Source organism: Marichromatium sp. AB31, from assembly GCF_003718685.1.
GTDB classification, from domain to species: domain Bacteria; phylum Pseudomonadota; class Gammaproteobacteria; order Chromatiales; family Chromatiaceae; genus Marichromatium; species Marichromatium gracile.
On record NZ_RHFI01000001.1, the window covers coordinates 272,776 to 297,863 of the forward strand.

General features: G+C 70.1%; 22 protein-coding genes. 12 read left to right on the forward strand and 10 right to left on the reverse strand.

What is annotated here, in order from left to right; translation table 11 throughout:
- Nucleotides 1-136: 136 nt before the first annotated feature.
- Nucleotides 137-595: a cache domain-containing protein gene (locus EBL84_RS01270; RefSeq protein WP_062276993.1), complete on the reverse strand. Its 459-nt coding sequence runs from the start codon at nt 593-595 to the stop codon at nt 137-139.
- A 209-nt stretch (nt 596-804) separates the two neighbouring features.
- On the opposite strand from EBL84_RS01270, the gene EBL84_RS01275 reads away from it, so the two are divergent.
- On the forward strand, nt 805-2,019 hold the full coding sequence (locus tag EBL84_RS01275; RefSeq protein ID WP_123139157.1) for a phosphatase PAP2 family protein: 1,215 nt from the start codon (nt 805-807) through the stop codon (nt 2,017-2,019).
- Here the strand turns inward: EBL84_RS01275 and hypE are convergent.
- The 4 genes from hypE to EBL84_RS01295 are packed head-to-tail and all read right to left on the reverse strand — an operon-like array spanning nt 2,016 to nt 5,620.
- Complete coding sequence (gene hypE / locus EBL84_RS01280; protein ID WP_123139158.1) at nt 2,016-3,062, reverse strand: hydrogenase expression/formation protein HypE; 1,047 nt, start codon at nt 3,060-3,062, stop codon at nt 2,016-2,018. The genes EBL84_RS01275 and hypE overlap by 4 nt on opposite strands.
- Nucleotides 3,063-3,114: 52 nt before the next feature.
- Nucleotides 3,115-4,230: a hydrogenase formation protein HypD gene (gene hypD / locus EBL84_RS01285; protein ID WP_123139159.1), complete on the reverse strand. Its 1,116-nt coding sequence runs from the start codon at nt 4,228-4,230 to the stop codon at nt 3,115-3,117.
- Complete coding sequence (locus tag EBL84_RS01290; RefSeq protein ID WP_123139160.1) at nt 4,227-4,466, reverse strand: HypC/HybG/HupF family hydrogenase formation chaperone; 240 nt, start codon at nt 4,464-4,466, stop codon at nt 4,227-4,229. The genes hypD and EBL84_RS01290 overlap by 4 nt, the downstream gene beginning before the upstream one ends.
- Nucleotides 4,457-5,620, reverse strand: coding sequence for a Ni,Fe-hydrogenase I large subunit (locus tag EBL84_RS01295; RefSeq protein WP_123139161.1), 1,164 nt, complete (start codon nt 5,618-5,620; stop codon nt 4,457-4,459). The genes EBL84_RS01290 and EBL84_RS01295 overlap by 10 nt, the downstream gene beginning before the upstream one ends.
- 147 nt (nt 5,621-5,767) lie before the next feature.
- On the opposite strand from EBL84_RS01295, the gene EBL84_RS01300 reads away from it, so the two are divergent.
- Nucleotides 5,768-6,355, forward strand: coding sequence for a class I SAM-dependent methyltransferase (locus EBL84_RS01300; protein WP_062276976.1), 588 nt, complete (start codon nt 5,768-5,770; stop codon nt 6,353-6,355).
- Nucleotides 6,356-6,358: 3 nt separating this feature from the next.
- Here the strand turns inward: EBL84_RS01300 and EBL84_RS01305 are convergent, their stop codons facing one another.
- Nucleotides 6,359-6,895 (reverse strand): tetratricopeptide repeat protein, encoded by a 537-nt coding sequence (locus EBL84_RS01305; protein ID WP_062276974.1) that lies wholly within the window; start codon nt 6,893-6,895, stop codon nt 6,359-6,361.
- A gap of 349 nt (nt 6,896-7,244) precedes the next feature.
- Between EBL84_RS01305 and EBL84_RS01310 the strand changes: the two genes are divergently transcribed.
- The 8 genes from EBL84_RS01310 to EBL84_RS01345 all read left to right on the forward strand — a co-directional run bounded on the left by EBL84_RS01310 (nt 7,245) and on the right by EBL84_RS01345 (nt 18,921).
- Nucleotides 7,245-9,626: an ATP-binding protein gene (locus tag EBL84_RS01310; RefSeq protein WP_123139162.1), complete on the forward strand. Its 2,382-nt coding sequence runs from the start codon at nt 7,245-7,247 to the stop codon at nt 9,624-9,626.
- On the forward strand, nt 9,626-10,507 hold the full coding sequence (locus EBL84_RS01315; RefSeq protein WP_123139163.1) for a response regulator: 882 nt from the start codon (nt 9,626-9,628) through the stop codon (nt 10,505-10,507). Before EBL84_RS01310 ends, EBL84_RS01315 begins: the two co-directional genes overlap by 1 nt.
- A gap of 12 nt (nt 10,508-10,519) precedes the next feature.
- A complete protein-coding gene (locus EBL84_RS01320; protein ID WP_123139164.1) occupies nt 10,520-10,852 on the forward strand; it encodes a metalloregulator ArsR/SmtB family transcription factor in 333 nt (110 codons plus the stop codon).
- Between the two features lie 66 nt (nt 10,853-10,918).
- Nucleotides 10,919-11,779 carry a polyamine aminopropyltransferase gene (gene speE / locus EBL84_RS01325; protein WP_123139335.1) on the forward strand — a complete coding sequence of 287 codons (861 nt, stop codon included), beginning with the start codon at nt 10,919-10,921 and terminating at the stop codon, nt 11,777-11,779.
- A 426-nt stretch (nt 11,780-12,205) separates the two neighbouring features.
- Nucleotides 12,206-14,296 (forward strand): TonB-dependent receptor, encoded by a 2,091-nt coding sequence (locus EBL84_RS01330; RefSeq protein WP_123139165.1) that lies wholly within the window; start codon nt 12,206-12,208, stop codon nt 14,294-14,296.
- Between the two features lie 69 nt (nt 14,297-14,365).
- Complete coding sequence (locus EBL84_RS01335; RefSeq protein WP_123139166.1) at nt 14,366-16,192, forward strand: ABC transporter ATP-binding protein; 1,827 nt, start codon at nt 14,366-14,368, stop codon at nt 16,190-16,192.
- Nucleotides 16,189-18,000 carry an ABC transporter ATP-binding protein gene (locus tag EBL84_RS01340; protein WP_123139167.1) on the forward strand — a complete coding sequence of 604 codons (1,812 nt, stop codon included), beginning with the start codon at nt 16,189-16,191 and terminating at the stop codon, nt 17,998-18,000. The genes EBL84_RS01335 and EBL84_RS01340 overlap by 4 nt, the downstream gene beginning before the upstream one ends.
- A gap of 102 nt (nt 18,001-18,102) precedes the next feature.
- Nucleotides 18,103-18,921 (forward strand): class I SAM-dependent methyltransferase, encoded by an 819-nt coding sequence (locus EBL84_RS01345; protein ID WP_123139168.1) that lies wholly within the window; start codon nt 18,103-18,105, stop codon nt 18,919-18,921.
- An 87-nt stretch (nt 18,922-19,008) separates the two neighbouring features.
- Here the strand turns inward: EBL84_RS01345 and EBL84_RS01350 are convergent, their stop codons facing one another.
- The 4 genes from EBL84_RS01350 to EBL84_RS01365 form a co-directional block, all read right to left on the reverse strand.
- A complete protein-coding gene (locus EBL84_RS01350; RefSeq protein WP_123139169.1) occupies nt 19,009-20,262 on the reverse strand; it encodes an ammonium transporter in 1,254 nt (417 codons plus the stop codon).
- A 92-nt stretch (nt 20,263-20,354) separates the two neighbouring features.
- Nucleotides 20,355-21,662, reverse strand: coding sequence for an ammonium transporter (locus EBL84_RS01355; protein ID WP_123139170.1), 1,308 nt, complete (start codon nt 21,660-21,662; stop codon nt 20,355-20,357).
- A gap of 35 nt (nt 21,663-21,697) precedes the next feature.
- Nucleotides 21,698-22,036: a P-II family nitrogen regulator gene (locus EBL84_RS01360; protein WP_123139171.1), complete on the reverse strand. Its 339-nt coding sequence runs from the start codon at nt 22,034-22,036 to the stop codon at nt 21,698-21,700.
- Nucleotides 22,037-22,109: 73 nt separating this feature from the next.
- The gene (locus EBL84_RS01365) at nt 22,110-22,832 is read right to left on the reverse strand and encodes a TorF family putative porin (RefSeq protein ID WP_123139172.1); all 723 of its coding nucleotides are present in this window, start codon (nt 22,830-22,832) and stop codon (nt 22,110-22,112) included.
- Nucleotides 22,833-23,248: 416 nt separating this feature from the next.
- On the opposite strand from EBL84_RS01365, the gene EBL84_RS01370 reads away from it, so the two are divergent.
- Nucleotides 23,249-23,515, forward strand: coding sequence for an accessory factor UbiK family protein (locus EBL84_RS01370; RefSeq protein WP_062272149.1), 267 nt, complete (start codon nt 23,249-23,251; stop codon nt 23,513-23,515).
- Between the two features lie 19 nt (nt 23,516-23,534).
- Nucleotides 23,535-25,055, forward strand: coding sequence for a YifB family Mg chelatase-like AAA ATPase (locus EBL84_RS01375; RefSeq protein ID WP_123139173.1), 1,521 nt, complete (start codon nt 23,535-23,537; stop codon nt 25,053-25,055).
- Nucleotides 25,056-25,088: the final 33 nt, after the last annotated feature.

The window sequence follows — 25,088 nt, forward strand, 5'->3', positions numbered from 1 at the left end:
CCCCGGATCCAGGAGACACGCCCCGTCGGCGGAGATGACCATCAGGTCCTGGCCCGTATCCCCGACCGCTACGTCTCGCCACCGTCGGCGTCGAATGGGGAAACGCTGATTTGTTCAGCGTTTCCCGCTTGGTGCGCTACTTGTAGGCGCCGACCCCGCAGAAGAAGCCGCCGTCGTTGCCGATCACATAGGTGGCCTTGTCGCGGATCTCGTCACTGCCCGGATAGGGCCAGCGATAGTCCACCCAGCCCTCGCCCGAATCCTTCACCGTCTCGATCATGTCCCTGAACAGGGTGTCGCCGTACTTGTCGAAGTCGATCAGGTTCTTGCCGACCAGCTCGGGTTTGAGCGGGTGCGCGAGCATCTCGCCCTCGAGATCCATGCAGAACACATAGAGATCGCGATCGCGGAAGCCCCCGTCCTCGGCAGCGAAGGCGGCGAAGGCGGCCTCGGCGCCCTGGCTCTCGACCGCCTCGTGCGCCTGCTCGGAGAGCGCCTTGGCCTCCTCCGGCGTGGCCATGTCGGGGGTCGCGGCGAATACCTGCGGGGTGAGCAGCGCGAGTGCGAGCGAGCCTGCGAACAGTGTGCGGGTCATGGGTTGGTCCTCTTTCTCGTCTGTGGTTTTTTCGTGTACGAGCGGGACCGACCATACCCGAGCCCGGCGGTGCGTTCCAGTCCCCGACGCACTGGTCAAAGTGATCGAGTCACCGGACAATGCCCCGCCGACCCATTGCCGAAATCACACCAGGAGTCCGTCATGCATCGAGTCCGCGTCGTTCCGTCCAGCCACCAGCGGACTCGCTGATGATCGCGCGCGACCTGCGAGGCCAGCTCATCGTCCTGGCCGTGGTGGCGCTGCTCGGCACCCTGCCGTTCTGGCTCAGCGACCTCGACACCCGTCTGGTGTCGCTGTTCTACCATCCCGGGGCCGACGATCCCTGGTACGAGGCCCAGGCGCCGCTGTGGTCGGCGCTCTATGTCGCCGCGCCGCTGCTCACCGGGCTGATGATGCTCGGCGGGTTGCTGGTGCTGATCGCCGCCGCGTTGTGGCCGCGCTTCAGGCGGCTGCGTATCCATGCGGTGTTCGTGATCGCCACTGCGCTGCTCGGTCCCGGGTTGATCGTCAACGGCGTGTTCAAGGAGCAGTGGGACCGTCCCCGGCCACACCAGACCGAGGCCTTCGGTGGCACCCAGCCGTATCTGCCGCCGTTGCGGATCGGGGATTATGGCGAGGGCAAGTCCTTCCCCAGTGGTCACGCCTCGGTCGGCTTCGTGCTCGGCGTCTTCTTCCTGATCTGGCGTCGGCGTCGACCGCTGCTGGCCTGGATGGCGCTCGCCGGCTCGGTGGCCTTCGGCGTGCTGCTCGGGATCGGTCGCATGGCCGCAGGCGATCACTTCCCCTCGGACGTGATCTGGGCCTGGGTGTTCGTCTATGGCACCGCGCTGCTGCTCTATCACGGCGTGCTGCGGGTGCCGCGGCGCGAGCGTGCCGCCGCGCTCGCGCCGCCGTCGTCGAGTCGGCTGCGTCATCCGCGCCTGACCGCGCTCGGCTACGCCCTGGCCGTGCCGGTGATGATCGCGGTGGTGCTGGTCGCGACCCCGCTCAAGCGGATCGAGTACGAGCGCATCGCCCACGACGAGTTCCTGTCCGCGCCCGAGGTGTTGCGTATCGAGGCCGACGACCTGGACGTCGTCCTGTTCTGGATCGGCGAGCGTGACCGGCGCGCCCAGCTGAGGCTCGAGGCGCGCGGCTTCGGCCTGCCCTGGAGCCGGGTGGAGAGCCGGCTGGTCGCGCGCGACGGGGTGCTGAGCTACGACGTCGTCCATCGCGGGCTGTTCACCGAGCGCGACACCAAGCTCGCGCTCGGCGTGGTCGCCGACGAATGGCGGCGGGTCGAGGTGATCACCGGTGAGGGCGACATCCGCCGCTATCCTGCACCGCCCTCGGTCACGCTGCCCGAGCTACGCCTCGAGAGCGCCCACGGGCGGGTGGTCGAGGGCGGGCCCGGGACCCGCTAGCAGATCCGCGGCAGCTGCTCGCCGGTGAGCCAGTCGACCACCCGCGAGCCGCCGAACCCGGTCTCCATCTGCACCAGCCGCAGCGTGTCCTCGACCACCTCGCCGATGTGGCTGGCGGCGGCGCCGAGCGGGTGGGCGTGCATCGCCGCGAGCAGGTCGTCGACCCGCTCGGGCGGACAGATCGCCACCAGCTTGCCCTCGTTGGCGATGTGCAGCGGGTCGAGTCCGAGCAGTTCGCAGGCGGCGGCGACCTCGGGGTGGACGGGGATCGCCGCCTCGCGGATCTGCATCCCCACGCCGGACTGTCGCGCCAGCTCGTTGAGACAGGCCGCCAGCCCGCCGCGGGTGGGGTCGCGCAGACAGCGCAGCCCCGGCACCGCCGCGAGCATCGCGGCGACCAGCCCGTGCAGCGCGGCGCTGTCCGAGCGCACCCCGGTGGCAAAGCCGAGGTGCTCGCGCTGGGCGAGGATGGCCACCCCGTGCTCGCCGATGCCGCCGCTGAGCACGATGGCATCGCCCGGGCGGGCGCGCTCGCCGGAGAGCTCGATCCCGTCGGGCACCACCCCGAGCCCGGTGGTGGTGATGAACACCCCGTCGCCCTTGCCGCGCTCGACCACCTTGGTGTCGCCGGTGACTACGGTCACCCCGGCCTCGCGCGCCGCCCGCGCCATGCTGGCGACGATGCGATCGAGCGCGGCGAGGGCGAAGCCCTCCTCGATGATGAACCCGGCGCTGAGGTGCAGCGGTCGCGCGCCGCCCATGGCGAGATCGTTGACGGTGCCGTGCACCGCCAACGCGCCGATGTCGCCGCCGGGGAAGAACAGCGGCGAGACCACGTGGCCGTCGGTGCTCATCGCCAGTCGGCCGGGTGGGACGGCGAAGCGGGCCTGGTCGTTGCCCTGGGCGAGCAGCGGGTTGTCGAGATGACGGCGGAAGATCCCGTCGATGAGCTGGTCCATGGCGCGACCGCCGGCGCCGTGGGTCATCTCCACCCGGCCGTGGTCGAGGTCGAGCGGGGTGTGGGGGCTGGATTGGCTGGTCATCGGGTCGGTTCTCGTCGGTGATCGCGGGCGCGGCGCCCGGGGTGCATGCGGGTCAGCCGGCGGCCGCCCGGTCGCGGGTCCGGCCATAGCTCCAGTAGGCGGCACAGGCGCCCTCGGAGGAGACCATGCAGGCGCCGAGCGGGTGCGCCGGGGTACAGCCGGTGCCGAACAGACGGCACTCGGTGGGGCGCTTCTCGCCGCGCAGGATCGCCGGGCACTCGCAGCCACGGGGCTCGCGCGCGGGCGCGCACTCGACCGGGAAGCGGCGCTCGGCGTCGAACGCGGCGAATTCGGGGGCCAGTTCCAGCGCGCTCTCCGCGATCTCGCCGAGCCCGCGCCAGGCAAAGCGCTCGCGCACCCGGAAGACCCGCGCCATCAGCGCCTGCGCCTTGCGGTTGCCGCTCTCGCTGACCGCGCGACGGTACTGGTTCTCGACCCGCGCCGTGCCGGCGTTGATCTGGCGCACCAGCATCAGCGTCGACTGCATCACGTCGAGCGGCTCGAAGCCGGCGATCACCAGCGGCAGCCGGTGCTGCTCGGGGACGAAGGCATAGGGGGCGGTGCCGATCAGGGTGCTGACGTGCGAGGGCCCGAGGATGGCGTCGATGCGTGCGCCGTCGGCGAGGATGGCGGCGAGCGCCGGCGGGGTGAGCACGTGGTTGCAGAACACCGAGAAGTTGGCGAGTCCCTCGGCGCGCGCCTGCTCCAACGCCACCGCGGTCGGCGGGGTGGTGGTCTCGAAGCCGATGGCGAAGAACACCACCTCGCGCCCCGGCTGCTCGCGGGCGATGCGCAGCGCATCCTGGGTGGAGTAGACCATGCGCACGTCGGCGCCCTCGGCACGGGCCTGGAACAGGGTGCGACGGTCGCCGCCTGGAACCCGCATCAGGTCGCCGTAGGTGCACAGCGTCACCCCGTGGCGTTCGGTCAGCGTGATCGCCTGATCGATCCGCGCCATCGGCAGCACGCACACCGGACAGCCGGGGCCGTGGACGAAGCGCAGCCGCGGCGGCATCAGCTGCTGCACCCCGTAGCGGAAGATGGCGTGGGTGTGACCGCCGCAGAACTCCATCAGCCGGTAGTCGCGCCCGGGGTCGACCTCGGCGGCGATGGTCGCGGCGAGCCGCTTGGCGAGGGCGTGGTCGCGGAACTCGTCGACATATCTCATGGCGCATCCCCCGGGGCGAGCAGCCCGGCCTCGCGCATCGTCTCCAGGGTGCGTTCGGCCTCCTCGGGGTCGATGCGGTTGAGCGCGTAGCCGACGTGGATCAGCACGTAGTCGCCGACCTCGGCGTTGTCGAGCAGGGCGAGCGAGACGCTGCGCGCGACCCCGTCGAGTGCGACCTCGGCGGTGTCGCTGGCGTGGTCGATGGCGGTGATCCGGGCGGGGATGGCTAGGCACATGGCGGGACCTCGCTGGGGCCGGTGAGGGTCAGGTCGAAGGCGACACAGGGGTCGAGGGCGGCGATCAGCAGCCCGGCGCGCCGGCGCAGTTCGGTCTCGGGGACCGGTTCGAGCGCCTCGAGCGCCAGCGCGAGCGCCCCGCGCGGGTGGAAGTTCCACTCGGTGGGGGCGAGGATGCGATAGTCGGCGATGTGGCCTCGCGCGTCGAGCCGGACCAGATGGATCAGCTCGCCGCGCGCGGCGGCGGCGCGACCGACGCCGAGACCGCCGTCTAGCGCGGCGGTCGGTGGCGGCTCGATCAGCGGCGGGGCGGCGACCTCGACGAGCTGCGCGGCGAGCCGCGCCAGCAGCCCGGCGCCGAGCGCGCCGATCAGCGGGTGATGATGCTGGCGGGTGAGGGGCGTGGTCTCGCGCGGCGCACCGTCCCAGGTCGGGGCGGCGATAAACCCGGGGTCGGCGAGCCGGGGCAGCAGGTCGGCGAGCGCCCGCTCGTCGAGCGCCGGCAGCGGTGCGATGGTGGTGGCGCCGAGCCCGGCGAGGTCGTCGACGATCACCCGCTGGAGCAGTCGCGCCGCCTGACTGACGCCGCTCGCCGCCCAGTCGGCGAGCCGCTCCGGGGTGTCGATGCGGGCGTGCCAGTGCGCCGGGGACATGCCGAAGACGCGCGCCTCGAGCAAGGTGTCGAGGGCGTCGCGGGTCTCGGCGAGCACCCGCTGGTCGGTCGTTGCGGGGCGGGCGCGGGGGATGAAGAGGTCCGCCTCCGGGTCGAGCGCGGCGAGCAGCGTGCGGGTCAGACCGTGGACCCGGGCGAGCGTCAGGTGATCGGCCGGCTCGTCGAGCGCCGCCGGCCAGTCGATGAGGATGCGCCAGAGGTGTTCGCGCCGGGTCTCGCTCGCCACCGCCGCGGCGCGATCAGCGCGGACCGCGGTGGGCGCGGCCTGTCCCTGGGCGTGTTCGAGCGCGGTGGCGCAGGCACACGCCTGGGCCTGGCCGCAGATGCTGTAGAGACGCGGCAACACCCGCGCCGTCTCCGCCGGCGTGCGCCCGATGAACACCTGGCTGGCGGTCACCGGCCGGGTCGAGTGGATCTCGCAGCATCGCGTCTCGGGGGCGATCCGCAGCCGGATCCCGAGTCTGCCGCCTGGTTCCTGCATGCTCAGCCTCCGTCCACGCTCGTCTGTCTGCTGGTCAAACGTGCGCCGGGATCGGACAATGCGCCGACCACCGGCGATCCCCGCCGGGACGGCGCCGCGCCCCGCGCGGTGACCGGTCGCATCCGTTCAGCTCACGACCCACGCACCATGCTCACTCCCGAACAGCTCGCCGGCCTGCGCCGCGACATCGTCTTCACCGCCGAGCCCGGCGGTGTCCCGCTCACCTTTCATACCACCTGGGGACTGTTCTCGCCGCGCGAGATCGATGAGGGCACCCGGCTGCTGCTGCAGTACGTCGAGGTCGCGCCCGACGCCGATTGTCTCGACATCGGTTGCGGCTACGGCCCGCTCGGCCTGTCGCTGGCCGCGCGCGCACCCCAGGGCCAGACGCTGATGGTCGACAAGGACTTCGTCGCCGTCGACTACGCCAACGCCAACGCCGCGCGCAACGGGCTCGGCAACGCCCGCGCCCAGCTGAGCAACGGGCTGGCGCAGATCGACCCGGCCGCGCGTTTCGATCTGGTGGTGAGCAACATCCCCGCCAAGGTCGGCAAGGAGCTGCTCGCGCTCCTGCTGCACGACGCCCGTGCCCGGCTGCGTCCCGGCGGACGGCTCTATGTGGTCACCATCAACGGGTTGCGCCAGTACATGAAGCGCAACCTCGGTGAGGTCTTCGGCAACTACGACAAGCTCAAGCAGGGCGCGCACTATACCGTGGCGATGGCCGAGCGCTGAGCCTCAGCCGCCGGCCTGCTCGAGCAGCCCGAGCAGACGGACCGCCTCGCCGCCGATGTCGTTGTCGGGGGCGATGTCGCGGGCACGCTCGAGCGCGGCGCGGGCGGTGGCGGTGTCGCTGATCTGGAGGTTGATGAAGCCGTAGGTCAGCCACATCCGCTGCAGCTCGGGGGCGATCTCCAGCCCGGCGCGCAGCGCCTTGAGGGCGCCGGCGGTGTCGCCGGTGTAGAACAGCGACAGGCCGAGGTCGTTGTAGGCCTCGGGGTCGTCGGGGCGGAGCTCGAGGATGCGCTGGTAGTAGCGCGCGGCCTCGCCATAGCGCTGCGACATGAACAGGCTGTCGGCGCGCTGGTGGAGCTGCTCGGGGTCGTTCCCGGTGACCGGCTCGGGCACGCCCTGATCCGGCGCCGCCACCGGGGCCTGGGCGACCTGGATCGGGTTGCGCAGATAGTAGTCGCGGGTGATCGCGAACACCGCGAAGCCGTAGAAGACGAGGAAGACGACGAGCAGCAGCCACTGCAGGGCGGAGAGTCGGGGCATGATCTGGGGTCGGCAAGATGGATGAACGCCCGATCCTAGGAAGGGGCGCGGGGGCTGTCAAACGATCTCCAGCTACCAGCTACCAGCTACCAGCTACCAGCCGCCAGCTACCAGCCGCCAGCTACCAGCGGCCAGCTACCAGCTACCAGCCGCCAGTCGCCAGTCGCCAGTCGCCAGTCGCCAGTCGTCAGCTACCAGCGGCCAGTGGAGGTATCGGTCGATCACGGCGGCGGCCAGCCATCGATGCCCTCTTGCCGGGGGCTGATGGCTGGCCGCTGGTGACTCTTCGGCGTCTTTGCGGTTCAATCCCTTTATTGGTTTCGACGGGCGGTCCGGCGGTGTCGGTGCGATGAAGCTCAGGCTCTATATCCTGCTGTTCCTGCTGGCCTTCGGGGTCATCCCGCTGATGTTGGCGGTGGCGATCAATCTGCCGCTGGTGCTCGATCGCACGGCGCTGTTCTATCAGCGCGCCTATCTGCAGAACCTGCGCGCCGACTTCCGCGATCTCGACCAGCACCTGGCCAGTCGACACGAGATGATCCGGTTGCTCGCGCGGTTGCCCGAGCCGGAGCTGATCCTCGGGCTCCAGGGCGAGCCCGGGCAGGTGGCGCTGGCGCGTGAGCGCTATACCCGCTGGGTCAACCAGATCCTCGTCGACCAGCGCGACATCATCCAGATCCTCTTCGTCGACGGCAGCGGGGCGCTGCGCTTCCAGCTCGCGCGTGACCGACAGGATCATGAATGGCGTGCCACCGAGCGCCCACCGCTGCTGCCCGAGCCGCGTTTCCTCGACACCGGGTTGTCGTTGCAGCCGGGGGCGGTGCTGGTCAGTCGCATCCGTATCGACCAGGAGGCCGGCGCGCGCGATCAGCGCCAGCTGATGACCCTGAGCCTGATCAGTCGGCTCGGTGACGAGGGCGGGGCGGTGGTGATGGCGATCGATGTCGGCGGGCTGGCGCAGTTCTATCGCGACACCCTGTGGGTCAACCACGACGGCAGCTATCTGCGCCCCGGCCAGCCGGGCGGCGCCTCGGGCGAGGCCTTCGTCGACTTCTCCGGGCTGGAGGCCATCTTCACCGCAGGCAACCTGGCGCTGTGGAAGGATCGCGCCGGGCGCCAGTTGCTGTGGGTGCCGATGTTCCTCACCGAGGACGGTGCGCCGCTGTGGGTCGGGCGCGCGGTCGACCCCTCGCCGATCGATGCCTTCCGCGACGCGCTGATGGTGCGGGTGCTCTCGATCATGCTCGCGCTGGTGGTGGTGGTGATGGTGGTGGCGCGGCTGATCGCCAGACGGCTCGAGCGCTTCGGCCAGTCGCTCACCCGCGGGCTGACCCAGGTGCTGCGCGAGGGGCGGGCGCTGCGCTTTCACTGGCGCGGGCCGCGCGAGATCCGCGCGCTCGGCGCCCAGCTCACCGCGCTGGCCGAGACCCATGCCGAGCACCTGCGCGCCGAGCAGGCCCAGACCCGCGAGCTGGAGCGCTCCAATCGCTACAAGTCGGAGTTTCTCGCCAACGTCAGTCACGAGCTGCGCACCCCGCTCAACTCGATCCTGCTGCTGTCGAAGATGCTCGCCGCCGAGAGTGGCGGGCTCGATCCGGCGCAGCGCCGGCAGGCCCAGGTGATCCATGCCGCCGGGCGCGACCTACGGGCGATGATCGACAACATCCTCGACATCTCGCGGATCGAGGCCGGCCAGGTCGAGCTCGATCTCGACAGGGTCGAGCTGCCCCCGCTGCTCGAGTCGCTGGTGGCGCTGATCGAGCCGCAGCTCGCCGACAAGCCGGTGCGCTTGAGCCTGGAGATCGACCCGCGCGCGCCGCGCCAGATCCACTGCGACGGCGACAAGCTGCGCCAGATCCTCAAGAACTTCCTCAGCAACGCGCTCAAGTTCACCGAGCGCGGTCATATCCTGCTCGGTTGCGCGCCGAGCGACGACCCCGAGCTGCCGCTGGCGCTGAGCGTCGCCGACACCGGGATCGGGATCGCCGAGGACAAGCAGGGACTGATCTTCGAGGCCTTCCAGCAGGCCGATGGCTCGACCCGGCGCCGTTATGGCGGCACCGGGCTGGGGCTGTCGATCAGCCGCGAGCTGGCCGCGCTGCTCGGCGGGCGCATCAGTGTCGAGAGCGCGCCCGGGGCCGGGGCGCGCTTCACCCTGCTGCTGCCGCTCACGGCGCCGGGTGGGGCGCCCGATGCGTCGCCGGCGACCGCGGTCCCCCCCGCCACCACGCCAGACACCGCCGCCCCGGTCGCCGTGACGGAGACCGCCTCGCCCGAGGACGGAGACGAGTGGGTGCTGGTGATCGCGCGCGAGGTGCCGCTGCTGGTGCGACTGGCCGCGGCGCTGGGGCGGCGCGGGTTGCGGGTACAGACCGCCGCCGATCTCGAGGAGGCGGGCGAGACCCTGGACGAGGAGGGCGAGGGCTGCATGCTGGTGCTGCTGGCGCTCACCGGGGCGCCCGGTGAGAGCTGTGATAGCATCCACGGCCTGATCGCGCAGTGCCGGGGCGCCGCGCCCGCGGTGGTGCTGCTGGGCGAGGCCGAGGCGTCGCCGCCCGGGCCCTGTCGCGAGGCCGGTGTGCTCGCGCTGCTCGCCAAGTCCGTCGATGACGATCGGCTCGATCGCCTGCTCGCCGAGGTGCGCGGCGCACGGGCCCCATCGACGCGGGATGCACACCAGGCCGGTCGTGCCGCCACCGGATCGGGCGACGCGGCGCGAGGAGAGCGATGATGAGCCATCATGCCGGATTCAAGCTGCTGATCGTCGACGATCACGCGCACAACCTCTTCACCCTGCGCACCCTGATCGAGCGTCATCTCGACTGTGCGGTGCTCGAGGCCAGCTCCGGGCAGCAGGCGCTCGATCTCACCCACGAGCACGCCGACATCGACCTGATCATCCTCGACGTGCAGATGCCGGAGATGGACGGCTTCGAGACCGCCTCGATGCTCAAGCTGCGCAAGCGCACCCGCGACATCCCGATCATCTTCCTCACCGCCGCCTTCAAGTCCGAGGCCTTCCAGCAGCGCGGCTTCGCCGTCGGTGCGGTCGACTATCTGCTCAAGCCGATCGACGACGATCTGCTGATCAACAAGATCGGCACCTATTTCCGCCTGATCGAGAAGGAGCGCGGGCTCAACCGCCAGCTCGAGCAGCAGGTCGCCGAGCGTACCCGCGAGCTGGCCGAGGCGCGCCAGTACCTCGAGAACATCCTCACCTACATGGGCGAGGCGCTGCTGGTGCTCGCCCCCGACGGCACCATCAAGTTCACCAACCCGGCGGCGCGCCACATGCTCGGTTACGAGGAGACGGCGCTGCGCGGGATGGCGATCGGGGACGTCTTCGAGGAGGAGGCCGACGAGCAGGCCGGGGCCTTCATGGGGACCTGGCTCGAGGCGCTGATCCGCACCGGCGCGCTCAGCAAGATCGAGGCGCGGTTCATCGCCAGCGACGGACGCCGGGTGCCGATCCTGTTCTCGCGCACCGCGGTGAGGGATACCCGGGGCGAGATCAGCGATATCATCTGTATTGCCAAGAACATGAGCGGCTATGTCCGGGTCGATCCGGACGATGCCGCGCCCGCGCCGGGGCAGGCGCGGGAACCGTCCTGAGGAGGATGCACGATGACCGATCCGGTTCTGCCCGCGGGCCCCGGTGACGAGGAAGACGCCACCCTCACCGCCAACGCCCTCAAGGCGATGGCCCATCCGTTGCGCTGGAAGATCCTGTGCTCGCTCGGCGGGCGCGAGCTCTCGGTCGGCGAGATCGTCGAGCGCGTCGGCACCTCGCAGAGCAACATCTCGCAGCATCTCGAACAGCTGCGCAACAAGAACATCGTGGTCGCCCGCAAGGAGGCCAACCGGATCTATTACCGGATCCGCAACACCCAGCTGCTCGAGCTGATCGGCATCATGCGCGAGGTGTTGTGTCCGGCCAACCTCGACGACCGGCCCTAGCCCCGCGCGTCGACGTCCACCGTCGCGGGGGCCTGACCCCCGACCCCATATCGCAGAGGAATGTCCATGCTCGATCCCAATCAGTGGTTCTCCGAGGTCGTCGCGACCGACGGTTCCGCCTTCTCGTTGAAGATGCGCGCCCGGGTGCACGAGGAGCAGACCCCCTATCAGCGCATCGAGATCTACGACACCGAGGGCTTCGGCCATCTGATGGTGATCGATGGCTGCACCATGCTCTCGACCCGGGACAACTTCCTCTATCACGAGATGATGTCGCACCCGGCACTGTTCACCCATGCCGCGCCGCGGCGGGTGTGCATCATCGGTGGCGGCGACTGCGGTACCCTGCGTGAGGTGCTGCGTCACGACGGCGTCGAGTCGGCGGTGCAGATCGATATCGACGAGCGCGTCACCCGGCTCGCCGAGCGCTATTTCCCCGAGCTCACCGAGGCCAACGCCGATCCGCGTGCGCAGCTGCTGTTCGAGGACGGGGTGCGCTGGATCCGCGAGGCCGCGCCCGCGAGCCTCGATCTGATCATCGTCGACAGCACCGATCCGGTGGGTCCGGCCGAGGGGCTGTTCACCCGCGATTTCTTCGCCGACTGCGAGCGCGTGCTCGCCCCCGGCGGCATCCTCATCCAGCAGAGCGAATCGCCGCTCTATCACACCCAGTTGCTGCGCGACATGCACCAGGCGCTGCGTGAGGGCGGCTTCGACTCCACCCAGACGCTGTGCTTCCCGCAGCCGATCTATCCCTCCGGCTGGTGGAGCGCGACCATGGCCGGCAAGGGCGTGGCGCTCGATCGCTTCCGCCTCGAGGACGCGCGCGCCAAGCCCTTCGAGACCCGCTACTACAACGCCGAGATCCACCAGGGCGCGCTCGCCCAGCCCGAGTTCCTGCGTCGCGCCCTCGCCGCGACCGACTGATCCTCCCGCCGCCCGGGCGTCCGCCCGGGCCATGCGCCGGTTGCCCGGCGCGCGTCCGTCTCGTCCGTCGTCTCTCGATACAGGGCCCTGTGGGGTGTGCCATGTCGCGTCCCGATTCGGGGGCTGCGCTCCCGATCGGGGCAGCATGCACATGCGCTAATGAGAATAATTGTCATGTACGCGAAATAAGGCGCTGATCGTCCATCTCACCTCGCCAGGATCGGCACGGGACAGGGGCCGAGGTCCGCCGGATGCGCATCCGTCCGGATGATCTCGGTTCCGCGCCATGGGATCTAGACCGCAAGGTCCGTGTGCTCATGACCCCCTGAATCTCTCTGCCGATGTCCCTCGCCGGTCGCCCGAGGTCGTCATGCGCCGGGTCCTCGACCCGCCGGCTGCTCGCGGCGACCAATGGAGATGACTCGTATGCGGTACTCGAACCGGCGCCGACGGATCGCGGGCGCGATCCTCGGTGTCTCGCTGCCCCTGCAGGGGCTGGCCGCCGACAGTGACGCGGTGCAACTCGACACCCTGACGGTGACCTCGCGCCTGAGCGAGGAGTCGCTCGCCGAGATCCCCTTCAGCGTCGACGTGATCGACGCCGGCACGCTCGAGGAGCAGCGTCTGCTCGATCTCGAGGAGGTGTTGCGCCAGACCCCCGGGGTTGATGTCAACTCCTGGGGCGGGGCGAACGACGCCAACATCCGTATCCGCGGTGTCGGCTCGCTCTACCAGGTCAGCGCCGAGGACACCTCGGTGGTGGTCAATCTCGACGGCGTGCCGATGTCGAGCCGCCATGCCGCGATGGCGACCCTGGACGTCGAGCGCATCGAGGTGCTCAAGGGGCCGCAGGGCACCCTGTTCGGTCGCAACAGCGAGGCCGGCGCGCTCAACGTCCGCAGCCGTCGCCCGACCCAAGAGGCCGAGGGCTATGTGCGCATCGAAGGTGGCGAGGACGGCCAGCAGCTCCAGGAAGCGGCCTTCGGCGGCGCGCTCTCCGAGCAGTGGATGGCGCGGGTGGCGATCCGTCACGAGGGCGCCGACAACTGGATCGAGAACCAGCGCACCGGCGATCCGCTGACCTATCGGCGCGGTCTCGCCGCGCGCGCGAGCCTGCTCTGGGAGCCGAGCGCGGCGACCTCGCTGCTGTTGATCTCCGAGCGCCAGCAGCAGGACGGCTATGTCTCCAGCATCCTGCTCAGACCCTATGGCGATCCGCCGGTGGTCGATCTCTCGCCCGGCGCGGTCGACGACAACCGTAAGGTGGTCGAGCGTCACTCGCTGGAGTTCGGGCAGCGACTCGGCTGGGGCCAGCTCACCGCGATCACCTCGCTGACCACCGCCGACATCGAGGTCGCCAAGGCCTACGGCACCCGGGTCAGCGAGCAGGTCTTCGGCATGCCGATCGAGTACATCGCCACGGATGACGGCGATGAGCGGGTGTTCAACCAGGACCTGCGACTGTCCTCGCTGCCCGGTGCCGAGGTGTTCTGGGTGGCCGGGCTCAACCTGTCGCGCTCGCGGCGGACCTGGGACTCGGCAAGCGCCCTGGAGCAGACGCGCTACGAGCGTCGTTTCGATACCCATGGCGAGGCGATCTACGGCGAGCTGACCTATCCGCTCGCCGACGCCTGGAAGCTCACCGCCGGCTGGCGTCACACCTGGGAGGAGAAGCGCTACGGCGCCACCTATCACCGTCCGACCTCGACGGTCAGCGAGCGGCGGCGTCTCAGCGACAGCTACGACACCGGTCGCCTGGCGCTCTCGCACAGGCTCAGCGAGTCGACCAACCTCTATGCCGTCGCCGCGCGCGGCTACAAGTCGGGCGGCTTCAACGACTTCGCCACCCAGATCGCCGACAGCGAGCCCTATCGCGCGGCCACCGTCGACAGCCTCGAGATCGGCTTCAAGCACCATGCGCTCGACGGGCGCTTCGATCTCAGCGGCGCGCTCTTCTACAACCGCGTCGCGGATGACCATCTGCTCGGTTTCGACTACCTGACCATGGCCACCCAGGCGGTCAACGCCGACACCGAGAGCCAGGGCGCCGAGCTCGAGGGCAACTGGCGCATCGGCGCCGGGCTGAGCCTGACGGCGGGGCTGAGCTATACCGACGCGACCATCACCGAGGATGTCGTCGGGGTCCAGGGCGGACGGGTCGACGCCGGCAACCGGGTGCCCGACGTGGCGCGCTGGAGCGGGCTGGTGTCGCTGTCCTGGCAGCACGCGCTCGAGTCCTTCCCCGGTGGCGCGGCGCCGTTGCTCAATGCCCGGCTCACCCATCGCTATGTCGGCGAGCGCCCGGCCGATCCCCAGAACCGCATCGACCTCGATGCCTATCACAAGCTCGATCTGCGGCTCGGGCTGATGTTCGGCGCCACCGAGTTCTATGTCTGGGGCGACAACCTGCTCGATGCCGACTACGAGCACTACGCCTACTGGTTCCCGCCCGATATCTCCGTCGGTCTGCCGGCGCAGGGACGCGTCCTCGGGCTCGGGGTGAGCCATCTGTTCTGAACCCAGGGCCGTCCCCGGCGATGCGCGTCGCGGACGGCCAGTCCAGCCATCCATCTGCGGAGGTCATCGATGAACACCGACCCGGACCAGCCCGCGCGCGCCGCGCCCACCGATATCAGCCCGTGGGCGGTGATGCGCCCGGTCCGTGGCCAGATCGGCGTCGCCATGGCGCTGTCGGCCGCGTCCACACTCTCCACCCTGGCCGCGCTCGGACTGCTCGCCTGGCTGGTGCACGGTCTGATCCAGGACCCCGGCACCATGCCCTGGGCGGCGCTGCTCGGCGCCGCCGGCTGTACCGCGCTCGCCTATGTGCTCAGGGTGCAGTCCTTCTCCCAGTCGCACGCGGCGGCCTTCCGGCTCGAGCAGGTGCTGCGTACCCGGCTCAGTCAGCACCTGGCGCGGATCTCGCTCGGCGAGGCCCAGCGCCTCGGCGCCGGCGCCCTGGCCAAGGTGATGCAGGATGACGTCAAGGAGCTGCACGTGTTCGTCGCCGACAGCACGCCGCTCTATGCCCGCGCCTATGTCGCACCGCTGCTCACCCTGGTGGCGCTGCTGTGGCTCGACTGGCGTCTGGCGCTCGGCGCGCTCGCGGTGCTGGCGCTCGGCTTCGTGGCGATGAACCTGGCGATGCGCGACCGCGCCGAGATCAGCCGGCGTTATCACCTGGCGCGCGAGCAGGTCGGCGCGGCGGTGGTCGAGTTCGTCCAGGCGATGCCGGTGGTGCGGACCTTCGACAGCGGTCATGCCACCTTCGGGCGCTACCATCGCGCGTTGGAGCAGTATCTGGAGATCGTCACCCGCTGGTATCGCGAGGCCGGGCTGTCGGCGCGGCTCGGGCTGGCGGTGCTCAACCCGCTGCCGACCCTGGTGGTGCTGCTGTGGTGCGGCGCTCTGCTGATCTGGCAGGACGCGCTCGCCTTCTCCACCTGGCTGGCGGTGCTGCTGGTCGGCACCGGCATGGCCGAGGCGCTGATGCCGCTGATGTCGCTGCTGCACCTGATCGACAAGGCCAAGCTCAGCATCGGCCGCATCGAGCAGATCGAGCGGTTGCCGGCACTGGCGGTGGCGCAGCGCGGCAAGGAGCCACTCCCGGGCGACACCAGCGTGGTCTTCGAGGAGGTCGAGTTCCGCTACGAGGGCAGCGAGTCGGCGGCGCTCGCCGGGCTCGACTTCCGCGTCGAGCCGGGCACCGTCACCGCCCTGGTCGGGCCCTCGGGCGCGGGCAAGACCACGGTGGCGCGACTGATCCCGCGATTCTGGGACGTCACCGCCGGGCGTATCCGCGTCGGCGGGGTCGATGTCCGCGAGATGCGTCCCGAGACGCTGATGCAGCAGGTCGCCTTCGTCTTCCAGGACACCTTCCTGTTCGCCACCTCGATCGCCGACAACATCCGCCTCGGCATGCCCGGGACGGACATGGCGGCGGTGATCGCCGCCGCCCGCGCCGCCCAGGCCCATGACTTCATCATGGCGCTGCCGCAGGGCTACGACACCCAGGTCGGCGAGCGCGGCATCTTCCTCTCCGGCGGGCAGCGCCAGCGCATCACCATCGCCCGCGCCATCCTCCAGGACCGGCCGATCCTGGTGCTCGACGAGGCCACCGCCTTCGCCGACCCGGAGAACGAGGCGGCGCTGGTGCGCGCGCTCTCGCACCTGATGCGCGGCAAGACGGTGATCCTGGTCGCCCATCGTCTCTCCACCATCCGCGACGCCGACCAGATCCTGGTGCTCGACCGCGGTCGGCTGGTCGAGCGTGGTCGTCACCACGAGCTGCTCGAGCACGACGGTCGCTATGCCCGGCTGTGGCGCAGCTACACCCAGGCCCAGCAGTGGGCGCTGGGCGCGCACGCCGTCGAGGAGCAGGCCCCCACCGCCAGCGAGGAGATCCCCGCATGAACGCCGAGACCCTGAACCCGGACCAGACCGAGCGCCTCACCCTGGTGCCCTGGCGCGAGACCTATCGACGGTTGCTCACCACCGCCGGCGAGCATGCCCGCGGGCTGCGCGCGAGCCTGCTCGGGCTGGTGGTCGCCGCGGCCCTGCAGGGGTTGGCGCTGGCCTGCATCCTGCCGCTGTTCATCGCGCTGCTGCGTCCGCAGCCGGAGTGGTCGGCAGTGTTCGTGTGGCTGGCGACGATGACCCTGCTGGCGCTGCTCGCCACCGTGGCGCGCTGGCGTGCCATGGGCTTCGACTTCGACGGTCGGATGTGTCGCGCCACCCACGCGCTGCGGGTACAACTCGGCGAGCAGCTGCGGCGGATGCCGCTCGAGCGGTTGCAGGACAAGCGCACCGGTGAGCTCAGCGCGATGCTGCTCGGCAACGTCGACGAGAACCTCAACTATGCGCTGACGGTGTTCAACATGATCGCCGCGGCGGTGGTCGCCCCCCTGGTGGCGGCGCTGGTCACCCTGTGGCTGGACTGGCGGGTGGGGCTGATCCTGCTGCTGGTGTTCCCGGCGATCGTACCGCTCTATCGCTGGCGCCGGCCGTTGCAGGATCGCGACAAGCGTCGTGTCGCCGCCGCCCACAGCCGCACCTATGCCGACATCCTCGAATACACCCAGGGGCTGCCGGTACTGCGCGCGGCCTGCTGCGAGGGCGAGAAGGCCGAGCGGCTGCAGCAGGGTTTCGCGCAGCTGCGCGAGGTCCAGGAGCAGGCCGAGCGTGCCGCGGCCAGGCCGGCGATCCTGATCGCCAGCGTGGTCGAGCTGGGGCTGCTGCTGGTGGTCGCCGCCGGCACTACCTGGGTGGTGCTGGGATCGCTCGACCTGGCGGTGCTGGCGGCGGTGATGGTGATGGTGGTGCGCTTCGCCGAGCCGCTGGCCAACTTCATCAACTTCACCACGGTGCTCGGCATCATCGAGGCGGCGCTCGCGCGCATCGAGGCGCTGCTGGCGATCGCGCCGCTGGCGCAGCAGGAGCCGCAACGCACCCCCGATCGCTACGACATCCGCTTCGAGGGCGTCTCGTTTCGCTATGCCCAGAGCGATACGCCGGTGATCGACGGCATCGATGCCGAGCTGGCGCCGTGCAGTCTCACCGCCCTGGTCGGTCCCTCCGGTTCGGGCAAGACCACGCTCACCCGGCTGTTGATGCGTCATGCCGACGTCCAGGCCGGACGCATCACCATCGGCGGGGTGGATGTGCGCGCGATCCCGCCGAAGACCCTCAACGGACTGATCTCGGCGGTGTTCCAGGACGTCTATCTGTTCGACGACACGGTGCGCGCCAATATCCGCATGGCCCGCCCCACGGCCAGCGACGCCGAGGTCGAGGCCGCGGCGCGCGCCGCCCAGTGCCTGTCGTTCATCGAGCGGCTGCCGCAGGGCTGGGACACCCGGCTCGGTGAGATCGGCGGGCGGCTCTCCGGTGGCGAGCGTCAGCGCATCTCGATCGCCCGGGCGCTGCTCAAGGATGCGCCGATCGTGATCCTCGACGAGCCCACCGCCGCGCTCGACACCGAGAGCGAGGTGGCGGTGCAGCGTGCCATCGACGCCCTGGTGCGCGACAAGACGGTGATCGTGATCGCCCACCGGCTCTCCACCATCGCCGGCGCCGACCGCATCCTGGTGATCGACGAGGGGCGGCTGGTCGAGCAGGGACGTCATCAGCAGCTGCTCGCCGCCGACGGGCGCTATCGCGCGATGTGGGACGCCCAGCAGGCGACCAAGGACTGGCACCTGAAGGAGGCGTTGTCGGTCTGATCCGGCGCGCCGCTGTCGCCTCGCGGGCGCACGCCCGTCTCCATTCGTCCGTTCCCGGCGGCGGGATCCGCGTCCTGCCGCCGCTCCAGCGAGTCCTCCACGATGACGACCTCACATGTCCCCAACCTCACCGGCGTCCCCGAGACCATGCTGTGGACGCTGCACAACCGCGCCAGCGAGGCCGCGCGCGCCGACGGGGTGATCCGCGACCCCCTGGCGCTGCGGATCCATCGCACCCTCGACTACGACTACGAGCGCGCCTTCGGCCCCGCCGACTACTCCCACGGCGTGCGCTCGGCGATCTTCGATGCCGAGCTGCGCGCCTTCCTCGACGCCCACCCCGACGGGATCATCGTCAATCTCGGCGAGGGGCTCGAGACCCAGCGCTTCCGTCTCGACTCGGAGCGCTCGCTGTGGCTGAGCGTCGATCTGCCCGAGGCGATCGCCATCCGCGAGCGCTTCATCACCGCGGACGCGCGTCATCTGCACCTGGCGATGAGCGCGCTCGACACCCGCTGGATCGACCGGGTGCCGCCCGGTCGAGCCGTCTATGTCACCGCCCAGGGCCTGCTGATGTACTTCGACCCCGAGGCGGTGGCCGGGCTGTTGCGCGAGATGGCCGCCCGTCTGCCCGGTGCCTGGTTCGCCTTCGATCACATCCCCGCGTGGCTGTCGCGGCGCACCCTGCGCGGCTGGTGGAAGACGCCGCACTACCGCACCCCGGAGATGCCCTGGGGGATCGCCCGTCACCGGGTCGCGCCGACGCTGCGCGGCTGGGTGCCGGATCTCGCCGAGATCCGCGCGCTCGACTTCGTCGCCCCGCGCGGGGCGGCGCGTCCGCTGTCGTGGCTGGTGGCGCGGCTGCCGCTGGTGCGGCGGATGCTGCCCGGGATCACCCGGGTGCGTTTCGCGGGCGGGTGATAAAAAAAGGGCCCCGGTGAGGGGCCCTGAGTGGCTCAACAACAGAGGAGTGAGCAGCGCGGGAACAACAGGGAGAGACGGTGAGGGTCAGCTGGCGCGACGCGTGGCGGTGAACTCGGGATAGGCCTCGAGACCGCACTCGCCGAGGTCGACGCCGGCATATTCCTCCTCCTCGCTGACGCGCAGCCCCATCACCAGACGGATCAGCAGCCACACCAGCAGCGAGGTGGTGAACACCCAGCCGAGGATGGCGCCGAGCCCGATCGCCTGGGCGGCGAAGCTCGCGCCGGGGTTGGTGATCGGCACCGCCATCAGCCCCCACATGCCGACCACGCCGTGCACCGAGATGGCGCCGACCGGGTCGTCGATGCGCAGTCGGTCGAGGGTGACGATGGAGAACACCACCAGCACGCCGCCGACACCACCGATCAGGGTGGCGAACAGCGGCGAGGGGGTGAGCGGCTCGGCGGTGATCGCCACCAGCCCGGCCAGCGCGCCGTTGAGCGCCATGGTGAGATCGGCCTTGCCGAACAGCAGCCGGGCGGTGATCAGACCGAGCAGGGTGCCGCCGGCCGCGGCCATGTTGGTGTTGACGAAGATCGCCGCCACCGCGTTGGTGTTGTCGAACCCGGTGAGGGCGAGCTGGGAGCCGCCGTTGAAGCCGAACCAGCCGAGCCAGAGCACGAAGGTGCCGAGGGTGGCCAGCGGCAGGTTGGCGCCGGGGATGGCGTTGATCGAGCCGTCCTTGCCGTACTTGCCGCGGCGCGCGCCGAGCAGCAGCACCCCGGCGAGCGCGGCCGCGGCGCCGCACAGGTGCACCAGGCCGGAGCCGGCGAAGTCGTTGAAGCCGACCGCATCGAGCCAGCCGCCGCCCCACTTCCAGTAGCCCTGGATGGGATAGATCACGGCGGTCATCACGGTGGCAAAGAGCAGGAAGGACCACAGCTTCATGCGCTCGGCCACCGCGCCCGAGACGATCGACATGGCGGTGGCGACGAACACCACCTGGAAGAAGAAGTCGGACATGCGGGCGTGGTTGAGGCCCTCGGCGGTGATGGTCGCGGCGTCGTGGTCACCGCCGAAGAGAAAGCCCCAGTCGAGACCGGGGACGAAGCCGTTGCCCGCCGTCGGGTACATGAGGTCGTAGCCGATCAGCATGTAGGTGGTGCTGGCGATGGCGAACAGGGCGATGTTCTTGGTGAGGATCTCGGCGGTGTTCTTGGCACGCACTAGGCCCGCCTCGAGCATGGCGAAGCCGGCGGCCATCCACATCACCAGGGCGCCGGTGACGAGGAAGTAGAAGGTGTCCAGGGCATAGACGAGCTGCGTGGTGGATTCCACGGGTGGGACCTCCGAATCGGACTGGGCGCGGCGCTCGGGCGCCGCGCGGGGAGCGGGGCGAGCGGCCGGAGCCGCTCGCCGTGGTGGCGGGGTCAGAGGATATAGCCGCGCTCGTCGTGCAGCGAGAGGTCGAGCCCCTCGGTCTCCTGCTCCTCGTCGACGCGCAGCCCGATGGTGGCCTTGAGTCCGAGCAGCAGCAGCAGGCTGACGATGCCGCCGTAGACCAGGGTGGCGATCACCGAGACGAACTGGATCCACACCTGGGCGCCGATGCCGTCGACGCCGTCGGCGAGGCCCGCGCCGCCGAGCGCCGGGGCGGCGAACACGCCGGTGAGCAGGGCGCCGACGATACCGGCGACGCCGTGCACGCCCCAGACGTCGAGCGAGTCGTCATAGCCGAGCCAGTGCTTGACCTTGGTCGAGGCGATGAAGGCGAAGATCGCGCCGGCGAAGCCGATGACGATCGCGCCCATCGGGCCGGCGGTGCCCGAGGCCGGGGTGATGGCCACCAGACCGGCGACCGCGCCGGTGGCGATGCCGAGCACCGAGGGTTTGCCGTGACTGATCCACTCGGCGAACATCCAGGTCAGCGCCGCGGTGGCGGTGGCCAGCTGGGTGACGGTGAGCGCCATCGCCGCGGTGGAGTCGGCGGCGAGTTCGGAGCCGGCGTTGAAGCCGAACCAGCCGACCCACAGCATCGCCGCGCCCATCACCGTCAGCCCGAGATTGTGCGGCGGCATCGCCGTGGTCGGGTAGCCCTTGCGCTTGCCGAGCACGATGGCGGCGACCAGCGCGGCGATACCGGCATTGATGTGCACCACGGTGCCGCCGGCGAAGTCGAGCGCGCCCATCTCGCCGATCCAGCCGCCGCCCCACACCCAGTGGGCGATGGGGATGTAGACCAGGGTCAGCCACAGCGCCATGAAGATCAGCATCGCCGAGAACTTCATCCGTTCGGCGAAGGCGCCGACCATCAGTGCCGGGGTGATGATGGCGAAGGTCATCTGGAAGGTCATGAACAGCGACTCGGGGATGCTCCCGGAGAGGGTGTCGACCTGCAGTCCGGCGAGAAACAGCCGCTCGAAGCCGCCGATCCAGGCGTTGTTGGCACCGCCGTCGGTGAACGCCAGGCTGTAGCCGTAGACCGCCCACAAGAGGCTCATCAGACAGGCGATGGCGAAGCACTGCATCAGCACCGAGAGCACGTTCTTGGCGCGCACCAGACCGGCGTAGAACAGCGACAGGCCGGGCAGGGTCATGAACAGCACCAGCGCGGTGGCGGTCAGCATCCAGGCGGTGTCGCCGGCGCTCAGCGCGGCGTCGTCCTGGCCCCAGGCGAGCAGGGGCGAGAGCAGCAGCGCGACCAGCAGGGGCGCGCGCAGGGTCGTCGAATGTCGCATCGGATTCACCGTTACATCTCCTAGCACTGCCTGGCTCAAAGCGCGTCCGGACCGGTCTCGCCGGTACGGATACGGGTGACCTGGTCGAGGTTGAACACGAAGATCTTGCCGTCGCCGATCTTGCCGGTGCGGGCGGCGGTGCTGATCGCCTCGACCACCTTGTCGACCATGCCGTCGTCGACGGCGATCTCGAGCTTGATCTTGGGGAGGAAGTCGACCACGTATTCGGCGCCGCGGTAGAGCTCGGTGTGGCCCTTCTGGCGACCGAAGCCCTTGACCTCGATCACGGTGATGCCGGAGACCCCGATGTCGCCGAGCGCCTCGCGCACGTCGTCGAGCTTGAAGGGTTTGATGACGGCTGCAACAAGTTTCATCGCGAATGAACTCCTGTGAGGACCGGAATCCCTGCTCCGGTCCGGGGTTGGGGGCGGGCGCGCGTGATGTCGCTCAGAACTCCTTGTTCCAGCCCACCCAGACCTTGGGGTCGTCGTCGTAGGTGTCGCGACCGACCTGGTCGTAGTTCAGGCTGAAGGTGCCGAAGTCGCCGGCCTCGCGGCTGATCGAGGCGCCCCAGTGGGCGTAGTCGTTGCCGCCGTCGTTGTACTCGAAATCGGTGTAGCCGCCGTAGACGGTCAGACCGAGGTCGAAGGGCAGGGTGAAGTCGAGGCTGGCGTGGTAGTAGAGATCGCCCTGGATGTAGAGCGCCTCGTCGTTGTTGACCCCCGGGGCGCCGTCGGCCTGGCCGTAGACGGTGTAGGCGATGCCGGCGGTGAGCCAGCGGTAGCTGAGGCTGGCGGCGAGTTCGGCGAAGTCGCTGTCGCGACCGTCGGGATAGGCGTAGTAGATGGCGCCGAGGTCGTAGCCGAGCTCGTCGGTGATGTTGCCGGCGAAGCCGAGATAGGCGTCGAGCTCGTAGCTGGTGTTGTCGCCGAAGTCGACGTTGGAGGCCCAGGTGCCGGCGTAGAAGCCGCTCTCGTGGGCGTAGTCGAGTCCGCCCTGGACGGCGGCCTGATCATCGGTCTGGCTCTGGCCGCGCCAGATGTAGTTGCTGACCACGCCGATGTTGGCGCTCACCGAGTGCGGGCCCTCGGCGCTCGCGCCCTGCCAGGGCATGAATGCCGCGCTCAGTGCGGTGGCGGTCAGGATGGCGCCGATGCGTGCTTGCTGCATTGACTGATACCTCTGTTTGCTTGCGTTGGGTCGTGGCGGTTGTCGTCCATGTGCGCCGCAGTCGGCTGTGTGGGTTGAGCCGGGGACGCGAAAACGTTCAGTGGACATCAGCACATCGCGTGCCAGTTGCCGTTTGGGGCGTGTTGGAGACGCTTTTCGGCATCATGTGCCAAAGTGGCAACAGAAGAGTGCACCGGATTGGTGCCGGTAGGGTGTCGGCGGTCAGATTAGCGCACCAAAAGAAGGCGGCACAGCACCGTCGATCGGCGCAGACGGCACCGTGCGACACACCTATAATGTGGGCCCAAGGGCGCCTCAGCGCGGTTCTTGTCGCCGTCCCGCGGAAGCGGGCGACGGCCTCGTCCAACCCCATCCACAGCGCGCGGGCCGGTGGGTTCGCGCCGAAGGAATCGATCATGTTAGATCCCAAGCAACTCGACGATCTGGTCCAGCGGTTCGCCGCGAACATGCCCAAGGGGCTGCAGGTGTTGCAGGAAGACATCAATCGCAACGTCAAGGCCTCGCTCGAGTCCGGCCTCTCGCGGCTCGATCTGGTGACCCGCGAGGAGTTCGACGTGCAGTCGGCGGTGCTCGCCCGCACCCGCGAGAAGGTCGTGGCGCTCGAGGCCCAGGTCGCGGCGCTCGAGCAGGCGCTCGGCGCGCGTCAGTCGAACGCCGACTGACCCCGGTCGCGACCCGGCGTTGACGCTCTGCACCCTGCACAGCCGCGCCTGCGTGGGCATCTCGGCCCCGGCGGTGGCCGTCGAGGTCCATCTCTCCTCCGGGCTGCCGGCGCTGTCGTTGGTGGGGCTCCCCGAGGCGGCGGTGCGTGAGAGCAAGGAGCGGGTGCGCGGGGCGCTGCTCAATGCCCGCTTCCGCTTTCCCGACGGTCGTCTGACCATCAACCTCGCCCCCGCCGACCTGCCCAAGGAGGGCGGGCGCTTCGACCTGCCGATCGCGCTCGGCATCCTCGGCGCCTCGGGACAGCTCGGTGCCGCCGAACTCGATGACTGCGAGTGTCTCGGCGAGCTGGCGCTCTCCGGCGCGCTGCGTCCGGTCAGCGGGGTGATCCCCGCGGCGCTGGCCGCGCGCGCGGCCGGGCGCACCCTGATCCTGCCGCGCGCCAATGCCGAGGAGGCGGCGCTGGTCGGCGGGCTCGAGCTGCTGCCGGCCGAGCATCTCGGCGAGGTCTGTGAGCACCTCGCCGGGGTGCGTGCGCTGAGGCCGCACCCGCAGGGGAGCGAGGTCGTCACCGCGCCGACTGTCGCCGACCTTCGCGAGGTGCGCGGTCAGGCGCAGGCCAAGCGGGCGCTCGAGGTCGCCGCCGCCGGCGGCCACAGCCTGCTGCTGATCGGCCCGCCGGGCAGCGGCAAGTCGATGCTGGCGAGCCGGCTGCCGGGGCTGTTGCCGCCGTTGAGCGAGGACGAGGCGCTGGAGAGCGCGGCGATCCGCTCGGTGAGCGCCAACGCGCCGTTCGATCCGGCACGCTGGCGCGAGCGACCGTTCCGCGCCCCGCACCACACCGCCTCGGCGGTGGCCCTGGTCGGCGGTGGGGGCAATCCGCGTCCGGGCGAGATCTCGCTGGCGCACCACGGGGTGCTGTTCCTCGACGAGCTGCCGGAGTTCGACCGGCGGGTGCTGGAGGTGCTGCGCGAGCCGCTGGAGTCGGGTCATATCGACATCTCGCGGGCGGCGCGTCAGGCGCGCTTCCCGGCGCGTTTCCAGCTGGTGGCGGCGATGAACCCCTGCCCCTGCGGTTATCTCGGCGACCCCGGTGGACGCTGTCACTGCAGTCGCGAGCAGGTCGCGCGCTATCGCGCGCGGATCTCGGGACCGCTGATCGATCGCATCGACCTGCAGCTCGAGGTGCCGCGGGTCGAACTCGGCGCGTTGCTCGCGCCCTCGGCCCCGCAGGCCGAGGACTCGGCGACGGTGCGCGCGCGGGTGCGCGCGGCGCGTGAGCGCCAGCAGCGCCGCGCCGGGTGTGCCAACGCCGCGCTCGACCCCGCTGGCCTCGAGCGCGACTGCGCGCTCGAGGCCGCGGGGGTACGGATGATGGAGCAGGCGATGGCCAGGCTGGGGCTCTCGGCGCGCGCCTATCACCGGGTGCTCAAGGTGGCGCGCACCATCGCCGACCTGGAGGGCGCGACGCGGATCGCCCCGGCCCATCTCGGCGAGGCGATCGGCTATCGCCGTCTCGATCGCGCCGCCGAGCGGCCCTGAAGACGCATCGCGCGGGCCTCTCGCCCGCGCACC